The sequence below is a fragment of the Ruegeria sp. HKCCD3925 genome (assembly GCF_057221175.1).
The window spans coordinates 482,661-504,024 of sequence record NZ_JBWVBI010000003.1; the positions used below are offsets into that span (position 1 = coordinate 482,661).

The following is a 21,364-nucleotide window of genomic DNA, read 5'->3' on the forward strand; positions in this document are numbered from 1 at the left end:
ATTTCTGTACAGTTCGAGGGACAGCACCCGGATCAGCTTAAAGCCGGGCGCTCGGGCGTGTCTGAACGGCATCAAACCAGGCGCGTGTGGCCGTGTTCTTTTCTGGGATACGCATCTTGATGACACGTGCGAAATCGACAAACACAAATGTGGTGATGTCGGCCAGAGAGAACATATCACCCGCAACGAAACCGCTGACTTGCAGACGGGCTTCTAGCAAATCGAAGAAGGCGCGCACCCGCTCAGCCCCCCGCTGCGCTAGTTCAGGGATTTGGGCGTGGTTTGCAGGCCCGGTAATCGCGCGGTCTCTGAACGAAGGATGGGTGTTGCGCAAAGTTTCCGCGATTGGTGCGCCACATTGCTGTTCGGCGATGGCATTCCACATCAGAATTTCGCCTTTTTCATCCGGCGTATGCCCCATCAAGGCAGGTTCCGGAAAGCGCGCTTCGAGATAGGCGGCGATGCCAAGATTTTCGGTCAGCGTGGTGCCTTCATCCGTGACAAGAACAGGGATCGTTGCACCGGGGTTCACGGCCCGGAAGGCATCGCTAAACTGTTCACCTTTGGCGATTGAGATATCGCGGGTTTCAATCTCCAGCCCCTTTTCCGCAATAAACATCCGGGCACGGCGCGGGCTTGGCGCGGTTGAGCAATCGTAGAACAACATATTTGACGGTCCCCTCCAAAGCATCACACCTCAGACGTTAGACCGGCCCGGCACTACAGCGCGAGTCGGATCACACAGTGACCCTACGGCAGATCAACGCCGGTAGATGAAACAGCGCCCCTCCACCGCGCCTGCAGGCAGCGGCACTTCGGTCAGCGTTTCAAAATACATGCGATCGCTGGATACCATCAGCCCGCCCTGCGCCAGAAGCGGTTCGATCAAAGGTGAGACGAGGCGGGCAAAAGCATCATTCTTTTGCCGGTTGTGTCCCCCAAGATCGGCATGGATCAGACTGGCTGACGCGCCAAATCGCGTAACCGAAGCAGGCAATGTTTCGCGCACATCACCGAGAATCACCAGATCATCGGGCGGAGTCGAATCGGGATGAGACGCAACGGCCCGTTCAAAAACATAAACAGGACGGTCCTGAATGTGCTTAACCATGTGGTGATATGTGCGCCCATTTCCCAATCCCAGCTCAAAAACCGGACCGGGCTGCCCCGTGGTCTGCGCGATGGCAAAGTCCAGACAAGCACGTTGCGAGACCATTCGGTCAATGAACAGATCCAATCGGCTTTGTTGCTCGGACACGGGGCACCTCTTTCAAAATCATTCGACACCAGTCGGGGGGCGATTGCGCCTTTGATGGCAAAAACTCAAGACTTTGTGTAGCCATACGGCCCGAGTTTCACGATTCCGCGACAATTCGGGTGAAGAAGGTGTTTGACTACGCCGCCCCAACCGCGCGAAACTGCTCAAAAAAGACAGGGAGTTCACAAAGCCGATGTTTTTTAGCGGCCAGACGGGTGGAAAACCCGCATGAGTGCGTTGTTGTCCGTTCGGGATCTCAGCATCGGCTTTGGCACGGGTCCATCCGTTGTCCAAGATGTCAGCTTCGAGGTCGAACCCGGGCAGACACTTGCATTGGTTGGAGAATCCGGTTCGGGCAAAACGATTTCCTGTCGCGCTGCACTGCGTATTCTGCCGCGTACCGCCCAGATCCGTAGCGGAACGATCACGCTGAACGATTCCAAAGGCACCGCTAATCTGATCGAACTGAGTGAAAGACAGATGCGTGGTATTCGCGGCAATCGGGTTTCTATGATTTTTCAGGAACCGATGCGATCTCTGTCACCGCTTCACAAAATCGGAAATCAGGTCAGCGAAGTTCTTTGGTTGCATCGCGGCGCATCCGATGCACAGGCCCGCAAAGAAGTTCTGACCCAGTTTGAGAGGGTTGGTTTCCCCGACCCTGCCCGCGCCTACGACAGCTATCCGTTCGAGCTGTCCGGCGGCATGCGCCAGCGTGCCATGATTGCCATGGCCATGGTGTCCAAGCCTGAATTGCTCATCGCGGACGAGCCGACAACAGCGCTGGATGTTACCACCCAAGCGCAGGTTCTTGGGCTGATCAAAGAGCTGCAGCGCGAGACCGGTATGGCGCTGATCCTTGTCACCCATGATCTGGGTGTAGTTGCTAACATGGCCGAGCGGGTGGTCGTCATGCACAAAGGCCGCGTGATGGAAGCTGGCCCGGCAGCACCAATTCTGAACGATCCGGCGCACCCCTATACGCAGCAGCTGTTCGACGCTGCGCCTGAGATACCCGATCAGGATGCCGTCGGCATACCGATGCCCGATGAGGACCTAATTCTGCAGATGACCGGGGTCTCAAAGACCTACACGATGCGATCGAGCAAAGGTTGGAAAGCCGACAAACTGATCCATGCCTGCCGGGGCGTAGATATGAAGCTGGCGCGCGGCAAGACGCTTGCAATCGTTGGCGAAAGCGGGTCTGGCAAGACAACCGCCGCCAGAATCGCTCTGGGCGCTGAACTGCCCGACCCGGGCGGCGAAGTTCTGTTCAGAACAACAAGGGATTCCGAACCGATAACGGTTCACAGTATGACACGGACCGAACGCACCGCGTTTCAGCGCAAGGCGCAAATGGTGTTTCAGGATCCCTACAGCTCTCTTAGCCCCCGTATGCGCATTCAGGATGCCATGACCGAGCCGTTGGAGATACACCGCCTCGGCACCGTGGCAGAGCAGCGCGACAAAGCGGCCGCGATGTTGCAGCGGGTCGGGCTGAATGCCGATATGCTCAAACGCTATCCGCATGCGTTTTCTGGAGGACAACGACAGCGCCTATCTATCGCCCGCGCGATGATGCTGGACCCGGCGCTGATCGTTTGTGACGAGCCAACCTCGGCACTGGATGTATCCGTTCAAGAGCAAATTTTGACCCTGCTCGAAGAACTGCAGGACAGTCTGAACCTGTCTTACCTGTTCATCTCGCATGATCTGGCCGTCGTCGCACGCATTGCCGACGAGGTCGCCGTCATGCGCCGGGGTCTTGTGGTGGAACAAGCCCCACCCGAAACCCTGTTCTACAATCCACGTCATCCCTATACCAAGGCACTGATTGCCGCCCAGCCCGAACCGGATATCAATCGCCCGATTGATCTGAAACTGGTTGCGCTTGGTGCCGGTTCACCCGACAGTTGGGATGACGCCTTTCGATTTTCCGACTCCGTGATACCTTCTTTGATAGAGTTGGAGCCCGGCCATAAGGTACGTTGCCATGTTTGAGACCACTCACCGATTGATTTTGGCCGCGACGCTGGCCTTCGCAGGAATGCTGCCCGCTGCGGCAGAAATTCCGTCTAATCTTCAGGAAAACGCGTTCTGGCAAACCGAGGTTGAAAGCGGCGACCTGCCACCGGTTGCTGAACGTATTCCGCAAGATCCGCTGATCGTGGACTTAGCCGCCAAAGGTCGCGAATTCGGCGTACCCGGCGGTACACTGCGCACGATGGTCACCCGGTCCAAAGACATTCGGCAAATGGTGGTCTATGGCTACGCAAGGCTTGTGGGCTTCGATCAGGATTACAACATCGTCCCGGATTTGCTGGCTTCTTTCGAAAACGAAGACAATCGCAAATTTACTTTGAACCTGCGACCCGGCCACAAATGGTCAAACGGATCCGCGTTCACATCCGAAGACTTCCGGTATTGGTGGGAGGATGTGGCCAACAACGAATTGCTCAGCCCTTCAGGCCCACCAGATTTCCTGCTGGTTGAAGGCAGAACACCCACCGTCACCTTCCCCGACGAAACAACAGTTGTATTCGAATGGGATGACCCCAACCCGAATTTCCTGCAATCACTTGCTCAGGCGCGGCCGCCCTTTATCTATCGACCGTCTGAGTTCCTTAAGCAATATCACGAGAAGTTTGCAGACCCCGAAGAACTGGCATTCAAGGTCGAAGATGCGCGGGTAAAAAGCTGGGCGGCGCTGCATAACAAGTTGGACAATCTATATAAGTACGACAATCATGAACTGCCGACGTTGCAGCCATGGCTCAACGCAAGTTCGGGCAAGAAAATCCGGCACAACTTTGTCCGTAACCCTTATTACCATCGGGTGGATTCAAATGGGGTTCAGCTGCCCTATATCGACGTAGTCGAAATGGAAATCGTCGCACCGGGTTTGGTCGCGGCCAAAGCAAATGCGGGTGAAACCGACTTGCAAGGTCGCGGATTGGCATTCCGCGATGCCTCGATCTTGAAAAAGGGCGAGGCTGAAGGTGGATACAAGACGCTTTTGTGGAAAACAGGCGTCGCGTCGCAGATCGCGATTTATCCCAATTTGAACTACACTGACGATGCGTGGCGCGAGGTTCTGCGCGATGTACGTGTACGCAGGGCACTGTCGCTCGCCATTGATCGCAAGACGATCAATCAGGCGCTCTATTTCAAGCTGGCCCAACCCGGCGCGATGTCGGTTCTGCCCGCATCGCCCTTCTACGACGAAGCGAATGCGCAGGCTTGGGCACAGTATGACATCGACAAGGCGAATGCTCTGCTTGATGAGGCTGGGCTGACCGAGCGTGACAAAGATGGTATCCGATTGTTGCCCGACGGGCGTCCGATGGAGCTGATCATCGAAACCGCAGGTGAGCGGCAAGAGGTTGAAAATGCCCTGCAGATCGTCACGGATACCTGGCGTGAGATCGGAGTCGAACTGGTCATGCGACCATTGGATCGAGACATTCTGCGCAACCGGGTCTTCTCGGGCAATACAATGGCGTCGGTCTGGTTCGGCTGGGATGACGGCATTCCGCAAAGCCACACATCGCCGGCCTATCTCGCCCCGACCGATCAGGTCTTTCTGGCGTGGCCTAAATGGGGCCAATACTATCAGACAAATGGAGGGTCGGGCGAACCACCAGACATGCCCGAGGCCGAACTTCTCATGAAGCTTGCCCACGATTGGGAAATCGCCTCCACGGATGAAGAACGCAGAGCTGTTTGGTCTGAGATGCTAAAAATTCACGCCGACCAGCTTTATGCGATCGGCATCCTGAACGGTGCACCGCAGCCTATTGTCGTATCGAACCGCCTGCGCAATGTGCCTGAGCAGGCCATGTGGGCATGGGAACCCGGCGCACACTTCGGCATTCACCGTCCCGACGAGTTCTTCTTCGCCGACTGATTCAGGAGCAGCTAAATGGTCATGCTGCGCTACGCGGTGTATCGCTTTTTCACGATGCTGCTGACATTGCTGGTGGTGTCGGTTCTGATTTTCGTGATCATCAACCTGCCCCCCGGCGACTATCTCAGCAACCAGATCGCCGAACTGCAGGCTTCGGGACAGTCCGCCGGTGTCGCCAAGGCCGAGTTTCTGCGCAAGGAATACTCATTGGACCGGTCGTTGCCCGAGCAGTACCTGATCTGGATGGGCTTCTGGCCCGGACCGCATGGGTTCGAAGGCTTGTTACAGGGCAATTATGGCTGGTCCTTCGAATTTGACCGCCCCGTGCGCGAGATCGTGGGCGATACGCTGTGGTTGACGGTTGTGGTCAATCTGGCTGCCATTCTATTCGTCTATGCCGTTGCTCTGCCATTGGGGGTCATCGCTGCGGCCAGATCACGGACGTGGATTGACTATACCTCGGCCTTTGTAGGCTATCTGGGTCTTGCGACCCCGAACTTCCTGTTGGCGCTGATCCTGTTCTACTATGGCCATCGCTATTTCAACCTGCCCATCGGCGGACTGATGGACCCTTCCTTTGAGGGACAACCGATGAGTTGGGACAAGTTGAAATCCATCCTTGTCCACCTGATCGTTCCGACCTTCGTCATCGGAACCTCGGGTGCTTCGGCCATGATGCAGCGCCTGCGCGCCAATATGCTGGATGAACTAGGGAAACCTTATGTCGAAACAGCAATCGCCAAGGGCATGTCCCCATCGCGGATGCTGACGAAATACCCATTGCGCGTGGCCTTCAACCCGTTTGTCGCCGACATTGGAAACCTGCTGCCCTCGATGGTTTCCGGGTCGGTTTTGGTCTCGGTGGTTCTGGGTCTGCAAACAATCGGCCCGACCCTGCTGACTGCCTTGAAAACGCAGGACCAGTTCCTGTCGGCCTTCATTCTTATGTTCGTGGCTCTGCTGACGCTGATCGGCACCATGATTTCCGATATCCTGCTGGTCATGCTTGATCCGCGCATTCGTTACGAGGGGCGCGAAGCATGACCGATAAACCCGATGGTCGCTATGTCGACGACGCACCATTTGACCCGCAGGCCTCTATTCAGCAGCTTGAGCGCGCAGATCTCGATGCCCCTAATTGGGTGCTGGTCTGGCGCAAGTTCAGGACCCACAAGCTGGGTCTGATTTCTGGCCTCTTCTTACTGCTCTGCTACTTGATGCTGCCTTTTGCGGGCTTTATTGCCCCCTACGGCCCCAATGATCGGAACGGAGAGCACCTGTATGCTCCACCCCAGTCGGTCAACTGGTTTCATGAGGGGAAGTTCATCGGCCCCTACGTTTATCCAATAGTTGCAGAGGCGGACCTTGAAACTTTCCAGTGGAAATTCGTCGCTGACACGGAAGACCCGCGCCCAATCCGGTTCTTCTGCGAAGGGTCAGAATACAAACTCGCAGGCCTGATAAAATCCGATACGCACCTGTTTTGCGCACCCGAAGGGGCCACGCTGTTTCTGTGGGGCTCGGACCGTCTGGGCCGCGATGTATTCAGCCGCATCCTATATGGCGCGCAACTGTCGCTGACAGTGGGCCTGATCGGCATTTCGGTATCCTTCTTCCTCGGCATCCTGTTCGGGTCAATGGCCGGGTATTTCGGAGGGCGCATCGACTGGACCATCAACCGTGTGATCGAAATCTTGCGCTCTCTGCCGGAACTTCCCCTCTGGCTGGCCTTATCCGCCGCGGTGCCATCAAATTGGAGCCCGGTCGCGGTATTCTTCATCATCTCGATCATCCTCGGTATTCTCGATTGGCCAGGCCTTGCCCGATCTGTCCGCGCAAAATTCCTGTCTCTCAGGGAAGAGGAATACGTACGTGCGGCCGAGATGATGGGCGCAAGTTCCGGTCGTGTGATCCGAAAGCACCTGCTACCCAATTTCATGTCGCATCTGATTGCCTCGGCCACGCTATCAATCCCTGCGATGATCTTGGGCGAAACCGCCCTCAGCTTCCTTGGCCTTGGACTGCGGGCCCCGGCGGTCAGTTGGGGCGTGATGCTGAACGATGCGCAGAACCTCGCCTCAATCGAAATCTATCCATGGACCGCGATCCCGATGCTGCCAATCATCGTCGTCGTGCTGGCCTTCAACTTCCTTGGCGACGGGTTGCGCGACAGCCTTGATCCCTATCAGCAATGAGCTTGCTGTCCGCCCTCCCCTCACCTGACACCTACAGGGTCAATGGGGCGGGTGCGCGGCCCAGCGCCTTTGCGGTCTCGGAACTGGCGACGGCCAGTTTTGCGGCAGTCGGGCAGGAGCTGTCGCGCCTTGTGACAGCCTTGAACCTGGCGCCAGCGCCTCCGGAGGTGGCCGTAGATCATCGACTGGCCTCCTTGTGGTATGGCTTTTCCTTCAAACCCGAAGGGTGGGATATGCCCAGCCTTTGGGACGCGATTGCTGGCGACTATCAGGCCTCTGATGGGTGGATCAGGCTGCACACCAACCTGCCCAGTCATCGCGCCGCCGCCCTGAACGTTTTGCAAGTCGCGTCGGACCGTGCGCTGGTATCGCGCGCGGTTCGGGATTGGAGCATCTCTGAACTGGAAGCCGCGATTGTCGCCGAGGGCGGCGTCGCTGCCGCAATGCGCAGCCGCTCTGAGTGGCATGACCATCCGCAAGGACGCATATTGGCCCGCGAGCCGTTGATCGGATGGCAGGGGCCACGCAATATTCAACTACGTGATCGGCCTCAGGCGACTGCCGCGCGACCTCTTGCTGGGCTGCGTGTGCTCGATCTGACCCGCATTCTGGCCGGGCCAGTCTCGACACGAACACTTGCGGGTTTTGGCGCCGAGGTCCTGAGGATCGATCCACCCGGCTGGGATGAACCTGGCGTCATTCCTGACATTTCTCTCGGCAAGCACTGCGCCTATCTGAACCTGAAATCACCCGATGGAAAATTAAAACTGCAAGAGCTGCTGGCCCAAGCGGACATATTTGTCCACGGGTATCGGCCCGGCGCTTTGGACGCACTCGGTCTGGGCAAAAACACGCGGGATCAGCTTGCCCCCAACAGGGTTGAAGTCACGCTCGACGCTTATGGCTGGCAAGGACCATGGGCAGCGCGCCGCGGTTTTGACAGCCTTGTACAGATGAGTTCCGGAATCGCACATGCAGGGATGGGTTGGGCGGGGGTCGACAAGCCAACTCCGTTGCCTGTTCAGGCACTGGATCACGCAACTGGCTACTTGATGGCAGCCGCCCTGCTCTCGGCGCTCGCCGAAGCCGCATCCGGTCAGGCCGTCATGGATGCCCGGCTCTCGCTGGCGCGCACCGCCGAATTGCTGGCCACCCTCGCCAAGAGCGAGCCCGGTGACGAAATTACCGAGTCGCTGCCTGTCGATTATGCGGATGCGCTCGAACCTTCCGGGTGGGGGCCCGGCTATCGATTGAAGCCGGCGCTAACCGTTGGATCCGCAAAGATGCACTGGGCTTTGCCTGCGTCCAAACTGGGAACTTCGCAGCCCACTTGGCCGTCACTTACCGCTTAAAGCTGCCGCCGCGCGGGACGCGCGGCCCGGCCCAACGCTTTGGTTGACGTCTCGCCAGAGACGCAAACCAAAGGGGCGGGAGCCCTCCTAGCGATCATCACCACCGCCGGGGCCGATATCGTCCAGATAGTCTTCGTCAATCGCGGCCTGAACGGCCCCTGTGACAGCCTCGCGTTGTTTGGGAGTCAGGTCCTCGGCCTCTTTGTCATCCGCCAGTCGCACGGTGACTTCCCGATGCGCAAACCGGATGCCTTCACGGGCAAACAGCTCACGAATATCCTGATAGACTTTCTTGCGCACCAGCCACTGATCACCCGGTTTGGTCATGAACTTGACCCGGATAATCATCGCCGAATCCTGCATCTCGATCACACCCTGCGATTTCAGCGGCTGAATGAAGTTATCACCAATCACCGGATCGCTCAGCAGCTCTTGACCCAGCTTCTTGATCAGCTTCCGCACCTTTTCGACATCGGTGTCATAGGTCACCCGCAACGGCAGCTTCATGATTACCCAGTCGCGGGAATAGTTTGTCAGAACCTTGATCTCTCCAAATGGGATCGTGTTGAGCGCACCAAGGTGGTGGCGCAGTTGGAAGGACCGGACCGATATCTTTTCGACCGTCCCTTTCACATCACCAATGTCGATGTATTCACCCTTTCGGAAAGCATCATCCATCAGGAAGAACGCACCCGAGAAGATGTCGCGGACCAGGGTTTGCGACCCGAAACCAACGGCCAGACCCACAACACCTGCACCGGCAAACAGCGGGCTGACATTGATCCCCAGTTCCATCAATACAATCAGCGCGATGGTCACAACGACCACAGCCAGAATGGCCCCGCGGAACAGAGGCAACAAAGTTGCAAGACGGCTCTGCCCACCTTCGCCTCCTTCGTCGCCCAGCTCGGCTTCAGCACCGCCGTCATCCGTCTCTTCCGCGATCTTGCTATCGATCCAGACGCGGAAGAAGTGAAACAGAATGTAACCCATAAACAGGATCACCATCACATCCAGCGCCCGCTCGATCGGCAAGTCATCCGACCAATTGGCCTGCGGGTTCCAGATCACTACCAGCGCATAGAGACCCACCACAAAGGCCAGAATGCCTGCCACACGACGGGCAAGGTCTTCGTACGTCAGAATGGCGTGTTTGCGCTTTTCGGCCTGCGGCGTATCAGCCACCAGCTCATCCTCGATCTGCTCAGCCGCTTCTGCGTCGGCATTCATCACCTCAATTCTGCGATTGCGATCAAAATACCTTTCAAGCAGATAGTTCATCGCGCCGTAGGCCACGACGACGGACATAAAGATGGCATAGCTGCTGGCCACGATCGGGATCGAATCCTGAACCTCGAGCACCAGATCAACGGCCAGTTTGAACCAGCTGAACACCATATAAAGCACCAGAACCGGCGCCCAGGCGAAAGAGATGAACTTCAGTATCCAAGACACCTGATCCGGAGCACGCCCGCCACGAATAGCGTTCGAGATCGCGCGTGCATTGAACAGGATCATCAGTATGTTGCCCAGCGCCCCGATCAGCGTCAGGCTACCATAGACCATGGCATAGACGTTATAGTTCAGCCCAAAATCCGCGACCCATGTCGAGAACAGAACAACCGAGATGTCATAGGTCGCCAGTGCTGACGCCCAAACATACAGGCGCTTGGCGTCCCGGTCTGAAAAAGGCGGCAAGCGATACTGGCTGAGGTAAGGCGACAGAACCATCCGCCACAAGTCCGAGACAGTGCGCGAAAGGAAAAATGCGGTAAAGATTGCCGTAACGGTAAACTGGATTGATATGTCTTCCGCTTCACCAAAGAACAGATAGCCAACGATCAGCGCCATAAGCATGGCAAAGATCGTTCCGCCAATGCCCATCACGAAACGATACACAAGGAAAGGCATCTTTTCACGATAGCCAACCGGGTTTTCCTTGATGCGCGCAACCACCAAACGCTTCGCGATGCGCTTGCCGTAGATTTCGATCGACAACCAACGCCCCAGCAAAAGGAACAACACGTTCAGGACCAACACCTCGACATAGGTCTGGATCCGCCCGTCCGGACTGGTCTGTCTGAGGATGTATTGCACCTCAAAGACCGAATAGGGCAGCGCCTCCATCCGCGAGCGCACGGAATCCCGGAACTTTGAGAACCGCTCTTGCGCCTTCATCAGCTGAGAACCCTCAGCCATGTGATCAATGCTATCTGCCTCTGGCGTCGCGTCGGCGCTATTGCCCGCTGCCGATACAACCTGCCCGGCGCTGTCGATTACGATTACGCTTGCGCCCGCCTCGGAAGCGGATCGAATGGCCGCCGCCAGATCGCTGTCAGCGGCAGAGCTTGAAGAACCGGTTTCCTCGCTTGATCCTATTGGGTATCCCGGAATAAGCGAAGTTTGCGCAACCGCGTCGGTTGCACTGGCCAGCATCGCCGCCCAAATCACCAAAATCAGCCCGGCCAGAACATTCGTTTTCATCGTATATCGCATCCAATTCGTAGCTGCGTCCAAGACTATAGAACCTCAGAAGGCTGTTCAAATCATCCGCACACGCGGTGTCAACATCGTGAGAGCCCGTGTTCCTGACGCAATGGATGGGATAAAGTGTTTCCAAGACAACAAAAATTGAATATGACCACCTAAGGCGTCCAGCCTCCGAATTGGCTTGTGCATGAAGAACCATCGGCCTGCATATCGCAAGGTGCGCCTGTTGCCGGCGGTGGCATTATGCTGTTGCCAATTCGCAATGTTTGGCGCATTTGGACGGCGGAATCTGTGCCATTGGCAAGAAGGTCTGGCAGAATTACGATAATCAGGTGCAGACGCGCGGAGTTGCACCGGAACCGAAACAGGCGAAGGCATGAGCCTAGGGATCAAAAACGAAAATCACGGCCGCGCACCGCGCATCCTGCTATATAGTCACGACACGTTCGGCCTGGGTCACCTGCGCCGGTCACGCGCGCTGGCTGCGGCCATAACACAAGCCGATCAACGCGCTTCGGCCCTCATATTGACCGGTTCACCCATTGCCGGACGGTTTACTTTTCCGCGTCGCGTTGACCATGTCCGTCTACCCGGGGTCACCAAACGCGCCGACGGCTCGTATGCTTCGCAGACCATCGGCATGGGCATCGATGATGTGACCGAGTTGCGCGCAAGCCTGATCCAGACATCTGTCGAACAGTTCGACCCCGATGTGCTGATCGTCGACAAAGAGCCTACCGGTTTTCGCGGTGAGTTGCTGCCGACGCTTGAGTATCTTGAAAACTCCTGCTCAACCAAATTGGTTCTGGGCCTGCGCGACGTTCTGGATGAGCCCGAAGTACTGGCCGCCGAATGGGAGCGTAAGGACGCGATCTCGGCGACTGAACGATTCTATGATGAGATCTGGGTATATGGGTTGCGATCGGTCTACGATCCTACACAAGGCCTTCCCCTCAGCCCGGCGACGCAACAGCGCATTCATTGGACAGGGTATCTACGTCGCGATCTTGGGCCGGTTGGTGAGCCACCAGAACAACCGTATATCCTGATCACCCCTGGTGGCGGCGGCGATGGCAAGGCGATGGTCAATTTGGTGCTGTCCGCATATGAAAAAGACCCGGATCTGTCACCCCGCGCTGTGCTGGTCTATGGGCCCTTCCTGTCAGGCGAACTACGCGAAGATTTTGAAACCCGTGTCGCCGCCCTAAATGGCCGTGTGACCGCCGTTGGCTTTGAATCGCAGATCGAAACGCTGTTCGCGGGCGCTGCCGGTGTGGTCTGCATGGGCGGGTACAATACCTTCTGCGAGGTTTTGTCCTTCGACAAACGCGCCGTCATTGTTCCGCGCACGACGCCGCGGCTGGAGCAATGGATTCGTGCCTCGCGCGCCGAGGATCTGGGTCTGGTACGCATGCTGGATGAAAACCGTGACGGTCTGACAGCGGATGCAATGATCCGCGCGATCCGCGCCTTGCCCCATCAGCCGCTGCCTTCGCAGGCCATTCGCGCAGGGTTGTTGGACGGGCTAAGCTACGTCACTCATCGCATAAACGCGCTGCTAGGCGCGGAACAAGAGCGCGCCACCGGATGACGCGCGAACCCCCCAAGCTGGCGGTGCTGGTCAAAGGCTGGCCGCGCCTGTCCGAGACGTTCATCGCGCAAGAATTGGTGGCCTTGCAGGAGGCAGGGCACAGCTTCGATATCTGGTCGTTGCGCCACCCGACCGATACCAAGCGCCATCCTCTGCACGATCGCTTCATGGGGCAGGTGCATTACCTGCCGGAATACCTTTATGACGAGCCCGCACGGCTGGTGGCTGCGCGCAAGATTGCCTCTCGTCTGTCGGGATACGCCCAAGCCTATCAGGTCTGGCGGCAAGACCTTCGCCGAGACCCGACTCACAACCGAATTCGCCGGTTTGGCCAGGCTTGCGTGTTGGCCGCAGAGCTGCCCGATCAAACGCAGGCGCTATACGCGCATTTCATGCACACACCGTCTTCGGTCGCCCGCTATGCGTCTATCATGCGCGGCCTGCCCTGGAGTTTTTCGGCGCATGCCAAAGATATCTGGACCTCACCAGACTGGGAAAAGCGGGAAAAGCTGCAACTGGCCTCTCACGGCGCCATCTTCGGGGCAACCTGTACTGCCATTGGTGCCGCACATCTGCGCGAACTGGCTGATGATCCTGCGCGGGTAGAACTGATCTATCATGGGCTGGACCTGTCGCGGTTTCCTGCACCTCCCCAGCAGTGTTCGCGTGCAGAGGATGCACCCTTTCACATGCTGTCAGTCGGGCGTCTTGTCGAAAAGAAGGGCTTTGACCGGCTTCTCCAAGCTTTCGCGCTACTCCCCAGATCGCTGAATTGGCATTGGACCCATATCGGCGGCGGAAATCTGGGCGATGAGTTGAGCGCACAAGCCGATGCCGCAGGGATTTCCGATCGGATCACGTGGATGGGGGCTTGCGATCAACCGGAAGTCATTGCCGAGATGCGCCGCTCTGATCTGTTTGTCCTGCCCAGCAGAATTGCTGCCGACGGCGACCGCGATGGTTTACCCAATGTTTTGATGGAAGCCGCGTCCCAGCGCCTCCCGATCCTGTCAACGCCGGTGTCAGCCATCCCGGAGTTCATTGAATCCGGTATTCACGGTCAGTTGTCAGCAGATGACCCGACCTCTCTTGCCTCGGCTATTGCGGATCTCGCCCGGAACCCGACCAGAACGGCCGAGATGGCTGAGGCCGCGTATAACCGGTTGATCGCCGACTTCCGGATGGACCCGGGCATACGTCGCTTGTCCGAGCGGCTCAGCGCCTTGTGCGCGGACGAGCCCTGATGGCGCAGGTGGCTTTCTATGCACCGATGAAGTCCCCCGACAGTCCCAAGCCCTCGGGTGATCGCGAAATGGCCCGCAACCTGATGCAGGCCCTCGGCGCTCAGGGAGACATTGTTGAGCTGGCCTCGCAATTGCGGATTTACGACAAGGCAGGCGACCGGGCACTTCAGGACGAATTACGTCGTAAAGCAACGACCGAGGCTGCACGACTGGCTGAGGAACTGCCCTCTGACACGAACCTGTGGGTGACTTATCACAACTACTATAAGGCCCCCGATCTGCTCGGCCCGGCCGTGAGCCGCGCAAGAGACATCCCGTATGTGCAGCTGGAAAGTACCCGCGCCACCAGCCGGCTTGCAGGCCCATGGGCTGATTTTGCGCAAGCGGCGCATGACGCGTGCGACAGCGCGCAGGTGATTTTCTACCACACTGCCAACGACCTGATCACGTTAGAACGGGAAAGGTTCGGTACGCAGGCGTTGGTGGAACTGCCTCCGTTTCTTCCCATCACGGAATTGCCCCCTGTTTCGACCCGTGATGGGCCGATGCTGACCGTGGGCATGATGCGGCCGGGGGACAAGCTGGCCTCGTACGCCATTCTGGCCGACACGCTGGAACATCTGACAGGGGATTGGGCGTTGGACGTGGTAGGCGATGGCCCGGCCCGATTGGAAGTCGAGGCGCTGATGGCGCGGTTCGGACCTCGTGTCCGGTTTCTGGGTCAGCTGGATCGGGACACGTTGAAGGTCCAGTACCGCCAGGCGTCCTTGTTCGTTTGGCCCGGGGTCAACGAAGCCTATGGAATGGTCTATCTTGAGGCCCAGGCCTGCGGCGTTCCCGTCGCAGCACAAGATCGCCCCGGTGTTCGTGATGTGCTGATGCCTTCGGATCATCCCGGCGTCGGATCGGGTGCCAAAGGGTTGGCCGCGCGTATACAGAGGTTTCTGGACCATCCCGACCTGAGCCAGTCTGAGGGCAATCGTGCCCGCGCCTATGTCGCGCACCGCCATCTGATGCCATCCGCCACCGAGCGGTTCTGGACCACTGTGCGCCCATTGTTGGAGAAAAACCGATGACCCGCCTCGCCCTTCTGCGACATGGACACACGGATTGGAATCGCGCGGGTCGCATTCAAGGGCGCAGCGACATTCCGCTGGATGCCGACGCCCGGGCTGAACTTGCGGGGTATTGCCTTCCTTCGCCATGGAACGCCGCATCAATCTGGTCCAGCCCGCTAAGCCGCGCGTCTGAAACAGCGCAGTTGGTATCGGATAAAGCGCCCAAAACATCTCAGGCCCTGACCGAGATGAATTGGGGCGAATGGGAGGGACAGCGCGGTGCTGAGCTGATCGAGACACCCGATAGCGGTTACCGCCACATCGAAGACTGGGGCTGGGATTATCGGCCACCGGGCGGTGAAAGCCCGGCTGAATTATGGGCAAGGCTTAATCCATGGTTGACCGAGTTGCAGGGAGACAATCTTGCTGTCTGCCACATCGGAATCATGAGGGTAATAATGGCCAAGGCCTGGGGCTGGAATTTTGCCGGACCCGCACCGTTTAAGATCAAGCGTAACAGACTGTTTATCGTAAACCTGGACGAAATGCGGCCTGAACCCGAACCCGTTCGATTGATTGCGCGTGAGGTTTGACCATGAAGGTGATGATCGTTGTTACCCATCTGTTGGGCACCGGGCATCTGAGCCGAGCCCTCACATTGGGGCGCGCATTCGCCGAACAGGACCATGAAGTGTTTATGGTCTCGGGCGGAATGCCGGCGCCACAGCTTGACACACGTGGGTTGTCATTTCTGAACTTACCGCCGCTGCGGTCTGACGGCACCGATTTCACCCGCCTGCTTGATCAGAGTGGTACTGTTGCTGACCCGGCCTATTTCGCTGCGCGCACCAACGCTCTGACGCAGGCGGTCCGCAGCTTTGGGCCACAAATATTGATCACCGAGCTTTATCCGTTCGGGCGGCGCTCCTTGGCCGCAGAATTCCGATCTGCGTTGGAAGCCGCGCGGAACCTACCTCAGCCGCCCATCATCCTGGGTTCGATCCGTGACATTCTTGCACCGCCATCGAAGTCTGCAAAAGTAACCCAAACGGATGAGGTTATCGCAGAGTTTTACGACGGCGTTCTGGTCCATTCCGACCCCAAGATCACCGAACTTGAAGTCAGTTGGCCTGTCTCGGATCAACTGGCATCGCGCCTTCATTACACCGGTTTCGTCGCCCCAAGTGCTGCGCCAAGTCATCCAGACGGCATAGGCCAAGGCGAGATCGTGGTCAGCGCGGGTGGCGGATCTGTCGGCCAGCCGATCTTTCGAGCGGCCATCGAGGCCGCCCGAAAGATGCCCAACAGGCGCTGGCGCCTGTTGGTGGGCGGGCAGGATGCCAATGCGCGGATTGCCGAGCTTTCGCAAATGACCGAGGGTTCATCGGTTCTTCTTGAAACCGTCCGCCCTGATTTTCGCCAAATGCTGCCGCTTGCCGCCGCCTCGGTCAGCATGTGCGGTTACAATACTGCTATGGACCTGCTGCAAAGCGGTACCCCGGCGGTTCTGATCCCCTTCGATGATGGAAAAGAGGTTGAACAGACTTTGCGCGCGAGATCTCTGTCTCAGTTGAACGGGATCGAGGTGCTTAACAGTTCTGACCTGACCGCCGACTCGCTGGCCAATGCGGTGGGTCGCGTCATGTCCGGCACCTCACGCCCGGCTATGGACAACGGGTTTGATGGTGCACGCCGGTCGGTGGAAATTGCAGTGAGCTTGCACGAGGCTAGCCGATGAGGCCTGATTGGCACACATTGCAATCCGAGTTGCAGCGGTGGCAGGACGCAGGATTGACCCTGCCCTTGTGGTGGCGTGATGACGATGCAGTTGCGGTGACACCGCAGCTTGAAAAGCTATCCGCCATGTCGGGCGCGCTGGGCCTACCCGTCCATCTGGCTGTGATCCCGTGTGATGCGCAAACGGCCCTTGCAGAGTATGTGTCAGATCAGTCTGTTTTGATCCCGGTTGTGCATGGCTGGGCGCATCAGAACCACGCGCCTGCAGACGAGAAGAAAGCCGAATTTCGCCTGCACCGGCCCCTTGAAGCGGTAGTTGCAGATGCCGAGGCTGGATTGTCCCGGCTGCGAGGTTTGTTCGGTGACAACTTGCGTCCGATGTTTGTGCCCCCGTGGAATCGGATCGACTCCAAAGTCGCCATGCAGCTTCACGGGCTGGGCTATCGGATACTGTCGACGGCGACCCCCCGAAAGATACCGCTCGCGGCGCCCGGCCTCGCGCAGATAAACACACATCTCGATCCAATCGACTGGCGCGGGACGCGCGGTTTAATCGACCCTGACAGACTGATCGCACAGACAGTTGAGCTGCTGCATGACCGACGCACCGGTCGCGCAGACAATGCCGAAGCATTTGGGGTGTTGACGCATCATCTGGTCCATGATCAGGACATCTGGACGTTTACACAGGATCTGTTGCACAGGCTGCTTGATGGACCGGGCACACCCTGGACCGCACCACGCAACTGAACTCGCAAGGAGAGCCCGAATGAGCCGACTGGATTCCATGCTGCGCCGCCTGACGGCGCAACGCGACGGGCTAAACTGGGCCGCCGCACAGATCGGCACCATGGAAGGGGACGTTCTGGACCTGGGGCTAGGTAACGGACGTACCTATGATCATCTGCGTGAAATCCTGCCTTCTCGGCGTATATGGGTGATGGATCGCGTCTTGCAGTGTCATCCCGACAGCACGCCACCGGCACAGGATTTCCTGCAGGGTGAGGCCGAGCCGATGTTGCGTAAACTGGCGGACGCAGGCCAAACAATCGCGCTGGCGCACTACGATTTCGGCCGCGGGATCAAGTCCGAAGATGTTGCGGAAGCGGCGCGCCTCAGCCCTCTGATCAAACAGGTCATGCGACCCGGTGGGTTGTTGATTTCAGGGCAACCGTTGACGGGTTTTGCTCAGATTGAAGGCCCCGAGACCATCGCGCCAGATCGATATCTTTTCTATCGCGCCTGAGCAGGCTTTGAACTGGCGGGTTTGTATATTGAATCTATCGATCAGATTCACCGCAGTCAGGCCTATGCATTGACGCGAGTCGAGGGTATACGCCACCGCAACAGCACACCCACATGAGGCCAGTCATGAGCTTTGACCGTTCCATCAAGATCGCTCCCTCGATCCTGTCAGCCGATTTCGCAAATTTCGGACAGGAGATTCAGGCCATCGAAGCGCAAGGGGCGGATTGGGTTCATGTGGACGTGATGGACGGCCACTTTGTCCCAAACCTCACTTTTGGTCCCCCAGCGGTCAAAGCGTTTCGCCCACATGTTAAGACCGTCATGGATGTGCATTTGATGATCACTCCGGTCGATCCTTATATTCAAGCCTATGCCGATGCGGGCGCTGATGTGCTGACCGCGCACGTCGAAGCGGGGCCGCATTCGCACCGCACGCTGCAGGCGATACGCGCTGCGGGAATGAAAGCAGGGATCGCGTTGAATCCCGGGACGCCCGCCGAGGCCGTCGAACATCTGTTGGACATGACTGATCTGGTGTGCGTCATGACCGTCAACCCCGGCTTCGGGGGGCAAAAATTCATCGACATGACCGCAAAAGTGCAACGTTTGCGCGAGATGATCGGCGACCGGCCGGTGCATATCGAAATCGACGGCGGTGTTGATCCCAAAACAGCGCCTCTGGTGGCCGCTGCAGGCGCTGACGTGTTGGTCGCCGGATCAGCAGTTTTTAAAGGCGGGTCAGTTTCAAACCCGTCAGTCTATGGCGACAATATTCGCGCTGTGCGGACTGCTGCCGAAGGTGCACTGGGTTAACAACAAACCCTCCCGCCAGTCGTCTACATTTCTTACGAAACGCCTCCTCCTGTTGGGCCCGGCATTGCGCTTTGCGCGATGCCGGGCCCAAGGCGGCTAGCAATATTGGCGCAGCCAATGTTGCGCAGGCACGGGAGCCTTTGCCCCGAGGCTTCAGGCATCTTTGTTGAGATCATCAAAGCAGCGGTTCTCGGCCACCAGTTGTTCGAGCAGGGGTGCAGGTTGCCAGAAATAGGCATCTTCTTCAGCCCACTTGCGGATATCGTTCAATACGCCCGGCAAACCTTGCAAATCTGCCCATTTCAGCGGCCCACCCCAGTAGCGCGGAAAACCGTAGCCATAGAGCAGCGTAACGTCCACATCCAGCGGTCTACGCGCGATGCCGTCGCCTACCACCTTCGCCGCCTCATTCACCATCGCGACCATATAGCGACGTATGATCTCCTCATCCGTAAACGCGCGTGGAGTTATGTTCTGAGCCGCACGCTCGGCTTCGATCAATGATGTCAGCTCGGGGTTCGGCTCTCCACCCCGCTTGCCATTTTCATATATGTAATAGCCTTTGCCGGTTTTCTGGCCGAAATGTCCGGCCTCGCACAGCTTGTCGGCATAGAAACTGTCGCGAACGCGTGGATCCTGGCCTGCGGCCCGTTTCCGCTTGCGCGCCGCCCAGCCAATGTCCAATCCGGCCAAATCTGACACTGCATAGGGTCCCATCGCAAAGCCAAACCCTGTTAGCGCTTTATCGATCTGGAACGGGCTCGCTCCATCCAGCACCATGTGATCAGCACAGGCCCGATATGTGCCCAAAATCCGATTTCCTATGAACCCGTCGCACACACCTGCCCGAACGGCCACTTTGCCCAACCTCTTGCCCAACGCGAAACCCGTTGCCACAACTTCGGGCGCGGTGTGGTCCGCCACCACGATCTCAAGCAGTTTCATCACATGTGCTGGGGAGAAGAAATGCAGACCGATGACATCCCGTGACCTTTCGGTCGATCCGGCAATTTCGTTGATATCAAGGTATGAGGTATTGGTCGCCAATACCGCACCGCTTTTGCAGACCGCATCCAGTTGCGCAAAAACCTTTTTCTTCACTGCCATGTCTTCAAACACGGCTTCGATCACCAGATCGACGCCACTCAGTGCGTTGTAGTCCGTGGCCAGGGTCAGCCGGTTCTGCAGAATATCATCATGTTTGTCCTGGCTCAGCTTTCCGCGCCTCACGGCGCCAGCCAGATTTGCCGCGATACGATCTTTAGCGGACCGCGCTGCCTCGTGTGACATCTCAAGCAGCACGACAGGAAGCCCCGCCAGCAGAACTGAGGTGGCAATCCCTGCGCCCATCGTGCCGCCGCCGATGACGCCGACCTGTTGCAGGTCCCGCGGCTCGACCCCATTCAACTCGGGCAATTTTGCAACCGCACGTTCCGCAAAGAATGCGTGGATCAACCCTTTGCGCTGATCCGAGCCCATCAGGTCCATGAACAATTCCCGTTCGCGAGCCAAACCGGATGCAAAATCCTCGGCCTCGCAACTGGCTTGTATTGCCCGCACTGCTATCGCAGGCGACAATTGGCCCCGGGCCTTCTTCAGCACCGCGTTATAGGCCGCATCAAAATCGATTGGGGCGGGCCGGGCCATATCGCAAACAGGGCGCCGAGCTGCATCAGTTGCAAGCAGCTCTCTGACATAGGCCAGGCCGATCTCGCGCGGATCACCATCCTGAACTCTGTCCAGCACACCCATCTCAAGCGCTTCTGGAGCTCGGACGTGCCGCCCCGTCGTGATCATGTCCAATGCAGCCTCGACTCCGGCAACACGCGGCAAGCGCTGGGTGCCGCCAGCGCCAGGAATGATACCAAGATTAACCTCGGGCAACCCCACCTTCGCAGACGGCACGGCAACGCGATAATGACAGGATAAAGCAACCTCAAGCCCACCACCAAGCGCGGTTCCATGCAACGCAGAAACCACCAGCAAGGGCGACGCCTCAATCCGATCACAGAGTGCGGGCAGCCACGGATCCTGTGGCGGCTTGCCAAACTCGCGAATATCTGCGCCTGCGAAATAAGTCCGCCCCTCACCATAGATCAAAACCGCGCGCGCGCCCTCTGTTTCGGCGCGTTCGATCGCCGACAACAAACCCCGGCGCACATCCACGCCCAGCGCGTTAACGGGTGGGTTCTCAGCCGACAAAACGGCGATATCGCCCACTTTCTCATACCCGATGACTTGGGTCATATGATCGTGCCTCCTCAGACGAAATGCGATGCCAGTAGTAAATCGGGGAATCCCCGGACACGGCGCGATCAAAGACTGGCCCGGTCTGCGTTCGTATTCAACTATATTTTCGACCGATCGTTCGGTTTATTTGATTTTCTCGGATTTAGTACCATAATCACGCGGTTCATGCCCGAAACCAACCTTTTACGTTGCGGTAGAACTTGCTTCGCGGCCTCAGAGCA

Annotated in this window: 17 protein-coding genes; 13 read left to right on the plus strand and 4 right to left on the minus strand. The window is 57.9% G+C overall.

Annotated elements, in window-relative coordinates:
• Positions 1 to 37: 37 nt before the first annotated feature.
• Together AC2TEM_RS09815 and AC2TEM_RS09820 are read right to left on the minus strand one after the other, a co-directional pair.
• Positions 38 to 667: a glutathione S-transferase gene (locus tag AC2TEM_RS09815; RefSeq protein ID WP_170511511.1), complete on the minus strand. Its 630-nt coding sequence runs from the start codon at positions 665 to 667 to the stop codon at positions 38 to 40.
• Between the two features lie 93 nt (positions 668 to 760).
• Positions 761 to 1,258, minus strand: a complete 498-nt coding sequence (locus AC2TEM_RS09820; protein WP_170424445.1) for a class I SAM-dependent methyltransferase — start codon at positions 1,256 to 1,258, stop codon at positions 761 to 763.
• 228 nt (positions 1,259 to 1,486) lie between these two features.
• Between AC2TEM_RS09820 and AC2TEM_RS09825 the strand changes: the two genes are divergently transcribed.
• Genes AC2TEM_RS09825 through AC2TEM_RS09845 form a run of 5 tightly spaced genes read left to right on the plus strand, consistent with a single transcriptional unit; the run spans position 1,487 to position 8,712 of the window.
• Positions 1,487 to 3,259 (plus strand): ABC transporter ATP-binding protein, encoded by a 1,773-nt coding sequence (locus AC2TEM_RS09825; RefSeq protein WP_170404616.1) that lies wholly within the window; start codon positions 1,487 to 1,489, stop codon positions 3,257 to 3,259.
• Complete coding sequence (locus tag AC2TEM_RS09830) at positions 3,252 to 5,165, plus strand: ABC transporter substrate-binding protein (RefSeq protein ID WP_480856158.1); 1,914 nt, start codon at positions 3,252 to 3,254, stop codon at positions 5,163 to 5,165. Before AC2TEM_RS09825 ends, AC2TEM_RS09830 begins: the two co-directional genes overlap by 8 nt.
• A 15-nt stretch (positions 5,166 to 5,180) precedes the next feature.
• Positions 5,181 to 6,209, plus strand: coding sequence for an ABC transporter permease (locus AC2TEM_RS09835; RefSeq protein ID WP_170397654.1), 1,029 nt, complete (start codon positions 5,181 to 5,183; stop codon positions 6,207 to 6,209).
• Positions 6,206 to 7,360 carry an ABC transporter permease gene (locus AC2TEM_RS09840; RefSeq protein ID WP_170397657.1) on the plus strand — a complete coding sequence of 385 codons (1,155 nt, stop codon included), beginning with the start codon at positions 6,206 to 6,208 and terminating at the stop codon, positions 7,358 to 7,360. The genes AC2TEM_RS09835 and AC2TEM_RS09840 overlap by 4 nt, the downstream gene beginning before the upstream one ends.
• Positions 7,357 to 8,712, plus strand: coding sequence for a CoA transferase (locus AC2TEM_RS09845; RefSeq protein ID WP_480856159.1), 1,356 nt, complete (start codon positions 7,357 to 7,359; stop codon positions 8,710 to 8,712). The genes AC2TEM_RS09840 and AC2TEM_RS09845 overlap by 4 nt, the downstream gene beginning before the upstream one ends.
• Before the next feature lie 87 nt (positions 8,713 to 8,799).
• On the opposite strand, the gene AC2TEM_RS09850 is transcribed toward AC2TEM_RS09845, so the two are convergent.
• Positions 8,800 to 11,196 carry a mechanosensitive ion channel family protein gene (locus AC2TEM_RS09850; RefSeq protein ID WP_170424453.1) on the minus strand — a complete coding sequence of 799 codons (2,397 nt, stop codon included), beginning with the start codon at positions 11,194 to 11,196 and terminating at the stop codon, positions 8,800 to 8,802.
• A 382-nt stretch (positions 11,197 to 11,578) separates the two neighbouring features.
• On the opposite strand from AC2TEM_RS09850, the gene AC2TEM_RS09855 reads away from it, so the two are divergent.
• From AC2TEM_RS09855 to rpe, 8 genes are all read left to right on the plus strand, one after another.
• On the plus strand, positions 11,579 to 12,793 hold the full coding sequence (locus AC2TEM_RS09855; RefSeq protein ID WP_170424455.1) for a hypothetical protein: 1,215 nt from the start codon (positions 11,579 to 11,581) through the stop codon (positions 12,791 to 12,793).
• Entirely contained in the window at positions 12,790 to 14,037 is a 1,248-nt protein-coding gene (locus AC2TEM_RS09860) for a glycosyltransferase (protein ID WP_170424457.1), read from the plus strand. The genes AC2TEM_RS09855 and AC2TEM_RS09860 overlap by 4 nt, the downstream gene beginning before the upstream one ends.
• On the plus strand, positions 14,037 to 15,113 hold the full coding sequence (locus tag AC2TEM_RS09865) for a glycosyltransferase (RefSeq protein WP_170424459.1): 1,077 nt from the start codon (positions 14,037 to 14,039) through the stop codon (positions 15,111 to 15,113). Before AC2TEM_RS09860 ends, AC2TEM_RS09865 begins: the two co-directional genes overlap by 1 nt.
• A complete protein-coding gene (locus AC2TEM_RS09870; protein ID WP_170424461.1) occupies positions 15,110 to 15,688 on the plus strand; it encodes a histidine phosphatase family protein in 579 nt (192 codons plus the stop codon). The genes AC2TEM_RS09865 and AC2TEM_RS09870 overlap by 4 nt, the downstream gene beginning before the upstream one ends.
• Before the next feature lie 2 nt (positions 15,689 to 15,690).
• Positions 15,691 to 16,833, plus strand: a complete 1,143-nt coding sequence (locus AC2TEM_RS09875; RefSeq protein WP_170424463.1) for a glycosyltransferase — start codon at positions 15,691 to 15,693, stop codon at positions 16,831 to 16,833.
• Positions 16,830 to 17,582, plus strand: coding sequence for a polysaccharide deacetylase family protein (locus tag AC2TEM_RS09880; protein WP_170424465.1), 753 nt, complete (start codon positions 16,830 to 16,832; stop codon positions 17,580 to 17,582). Before AC2TEM_RS09875 ends, AC2TEM_RS09880 begins: the two co-directional genes overlap by 4 nt.
• 19 nt (positions 17,583 to 17,601) lie before the next feature.
• Positions 17,602 to 18,078 (plus strand): class I SAM-dependent methyltransferase, encoded by a 477-nt coding sequence (locus tag AC2TEM_RS09885; protein WP_170397683.1) that lies wholly within the window; start codon positions 17,602 to 17,604, stop codon positions 18,076 to 18,078.
• Between the two features lie 125 nt (positions 18,079 to 18,203).
• Positions 18,204 to 18,893, plus strand: a complete 690-nt coding sequence (gene rpe / locus AC2TEM_RS09890; RefSeq protein ID WP_170424467.1) for a ribulose-phosphate 3-epimerase — start codon at positions 18,204 to 18,206, stop codon at positions 18,891 to 18,893.
• Between the two features lie 153 nt (positions 18,894 to 19,046).
• Here rpe and AC2TEM_RS09895 read toward each other — a convergent pair whose 3' ends face one another.
• Positions 19,047 to 21,140 (minus strand): 3-hydroxyacyl-CoA dehydrogenase NAD-binding domain-containing protein, encoded by a 2,094-nt coding sequence (locus tag AC2TEM_RS09895; protein ID WP_170424469.1) that lies wholly within the window; start codon positions 21,138 to 21,140, stop codon positions 19,047 to 19,049.
• Positions 21,141 to 21,364 lie beyond the last annotated feature (224 nt).

Bases quoted from the DNA above. Each gene is read 5' to 3' on its own strand.
- AC2TEM_RS09880 (WP_170424465.1), top strand. From the start codon at position 16,830: ATGAGGCCTGATTGGCACACATTGCAATCCGAGTTGCAGCGGTGGCAG.
- AC2TEM_RS09825 (WP_170404616.1), top strand. From the start codon at position 1,487: ATGAGTGCGTTGTTGTCCGTTCGGGATCTCAGCATCGGCTTTGGCACG.
- AC2TEM_RS09815 (WP_170511511.1), bottom strand. From the start codon at position 667: ATGTTGTTCTACGATTGCTCAACCGCGCCAAGCCCGCGCCGTGCCCGG.
- AC2TEM_RS09850 (WP_170424453.1), bottom strand. From the start codon at position 11,196: ATGAAAACGAATGTTCTGGCCGGGCTGATTTTGGTGATTTGGGCGGCG.
- AC2TEM_RS09870 (WP_170424461.1), top strand. From the start codon at position 15,110: ATGACCCGCCTCGCCCTTCTGCGACATGGACACACGGATTGGAATCGC.
- AC2TEM_RS09840 (WP_170397657.1), top strand. From the start codon at position 6,206: ATGACCGATAAACCCGATGGTCGCTATGTCGACGACGCACCATTTGAC.
- AC2TEM_RS09895 (WP_170424469.1), bottom strand. From the start codon at position 21,140: ATGACCCAAGTCATCGGGTATGAGAAAGTGGGCGATATCGCCGTTTTG.
- AC2TEM_RS09855 (WP_170424455.1), top strand. From the start codon at position 11,579: ATGAGCCTAGGGATCAAAAACGAAAATCACGGCCGCGCACCGCGCATC.
- AC2TEM_RS09865 (WP_170424459.1), top strand. From the start codon at position 14,037: ATGGCGCAGGTGGCTTTCTATGCACCGATGAAGTCCCCCGACAGTCCC.
- AC2TEM_RS09835 (WP_170397654.1), top strand. From the start codon at position 5,181: ATGGTCATGCTGCGCTACGCGGTGTATCGCTTTTTCACGATGCTGCTG.
- AC2TEM_RS09875 (WP_170424463.1), top strand. From the start codon at position 15,691: ATGAAGGTGATGATCGTTGTTACCCATCTGTTGGGCACCGGGCATCTG.
- AC2TEM_RS09845 (WP_480856159.1), top strand. From the start codon at position 7,357: ATGAGCTTGCTGTCCGCCCTCCCCTCACCTGACACCTACAGGGTCAAT.
- AC2TEM_RS09885 (WP_170397683.1), top strand. From the start codon at position 17,602: ATGAGCCGACTGGATTCCATGCTGCGCCGCCTGACGGCGCAACGCGAC.
- AC2TEM_RS09830 (WP_480856158.1), top strand. From the start codon at position 3,252: ATGTTTGAGACCACTCACCGATTGATTTTGGCCGCGACGCTGGCCTTC.
- AC2TEM_RS09860 (WP_170424457.1), top strand. From the start codon at position 12,790: ATGACGCGCGAACCCCCCAAGCTGGCGGTGCTGGTCAAAGGCTGGCCG.
- rpe (WP_170424467.1), top strand. From the start codon at position 18,204: ATGAGCTTTGACCGTTCCATCAAGATCGCTCCCTCGATCCTGTCAGCC.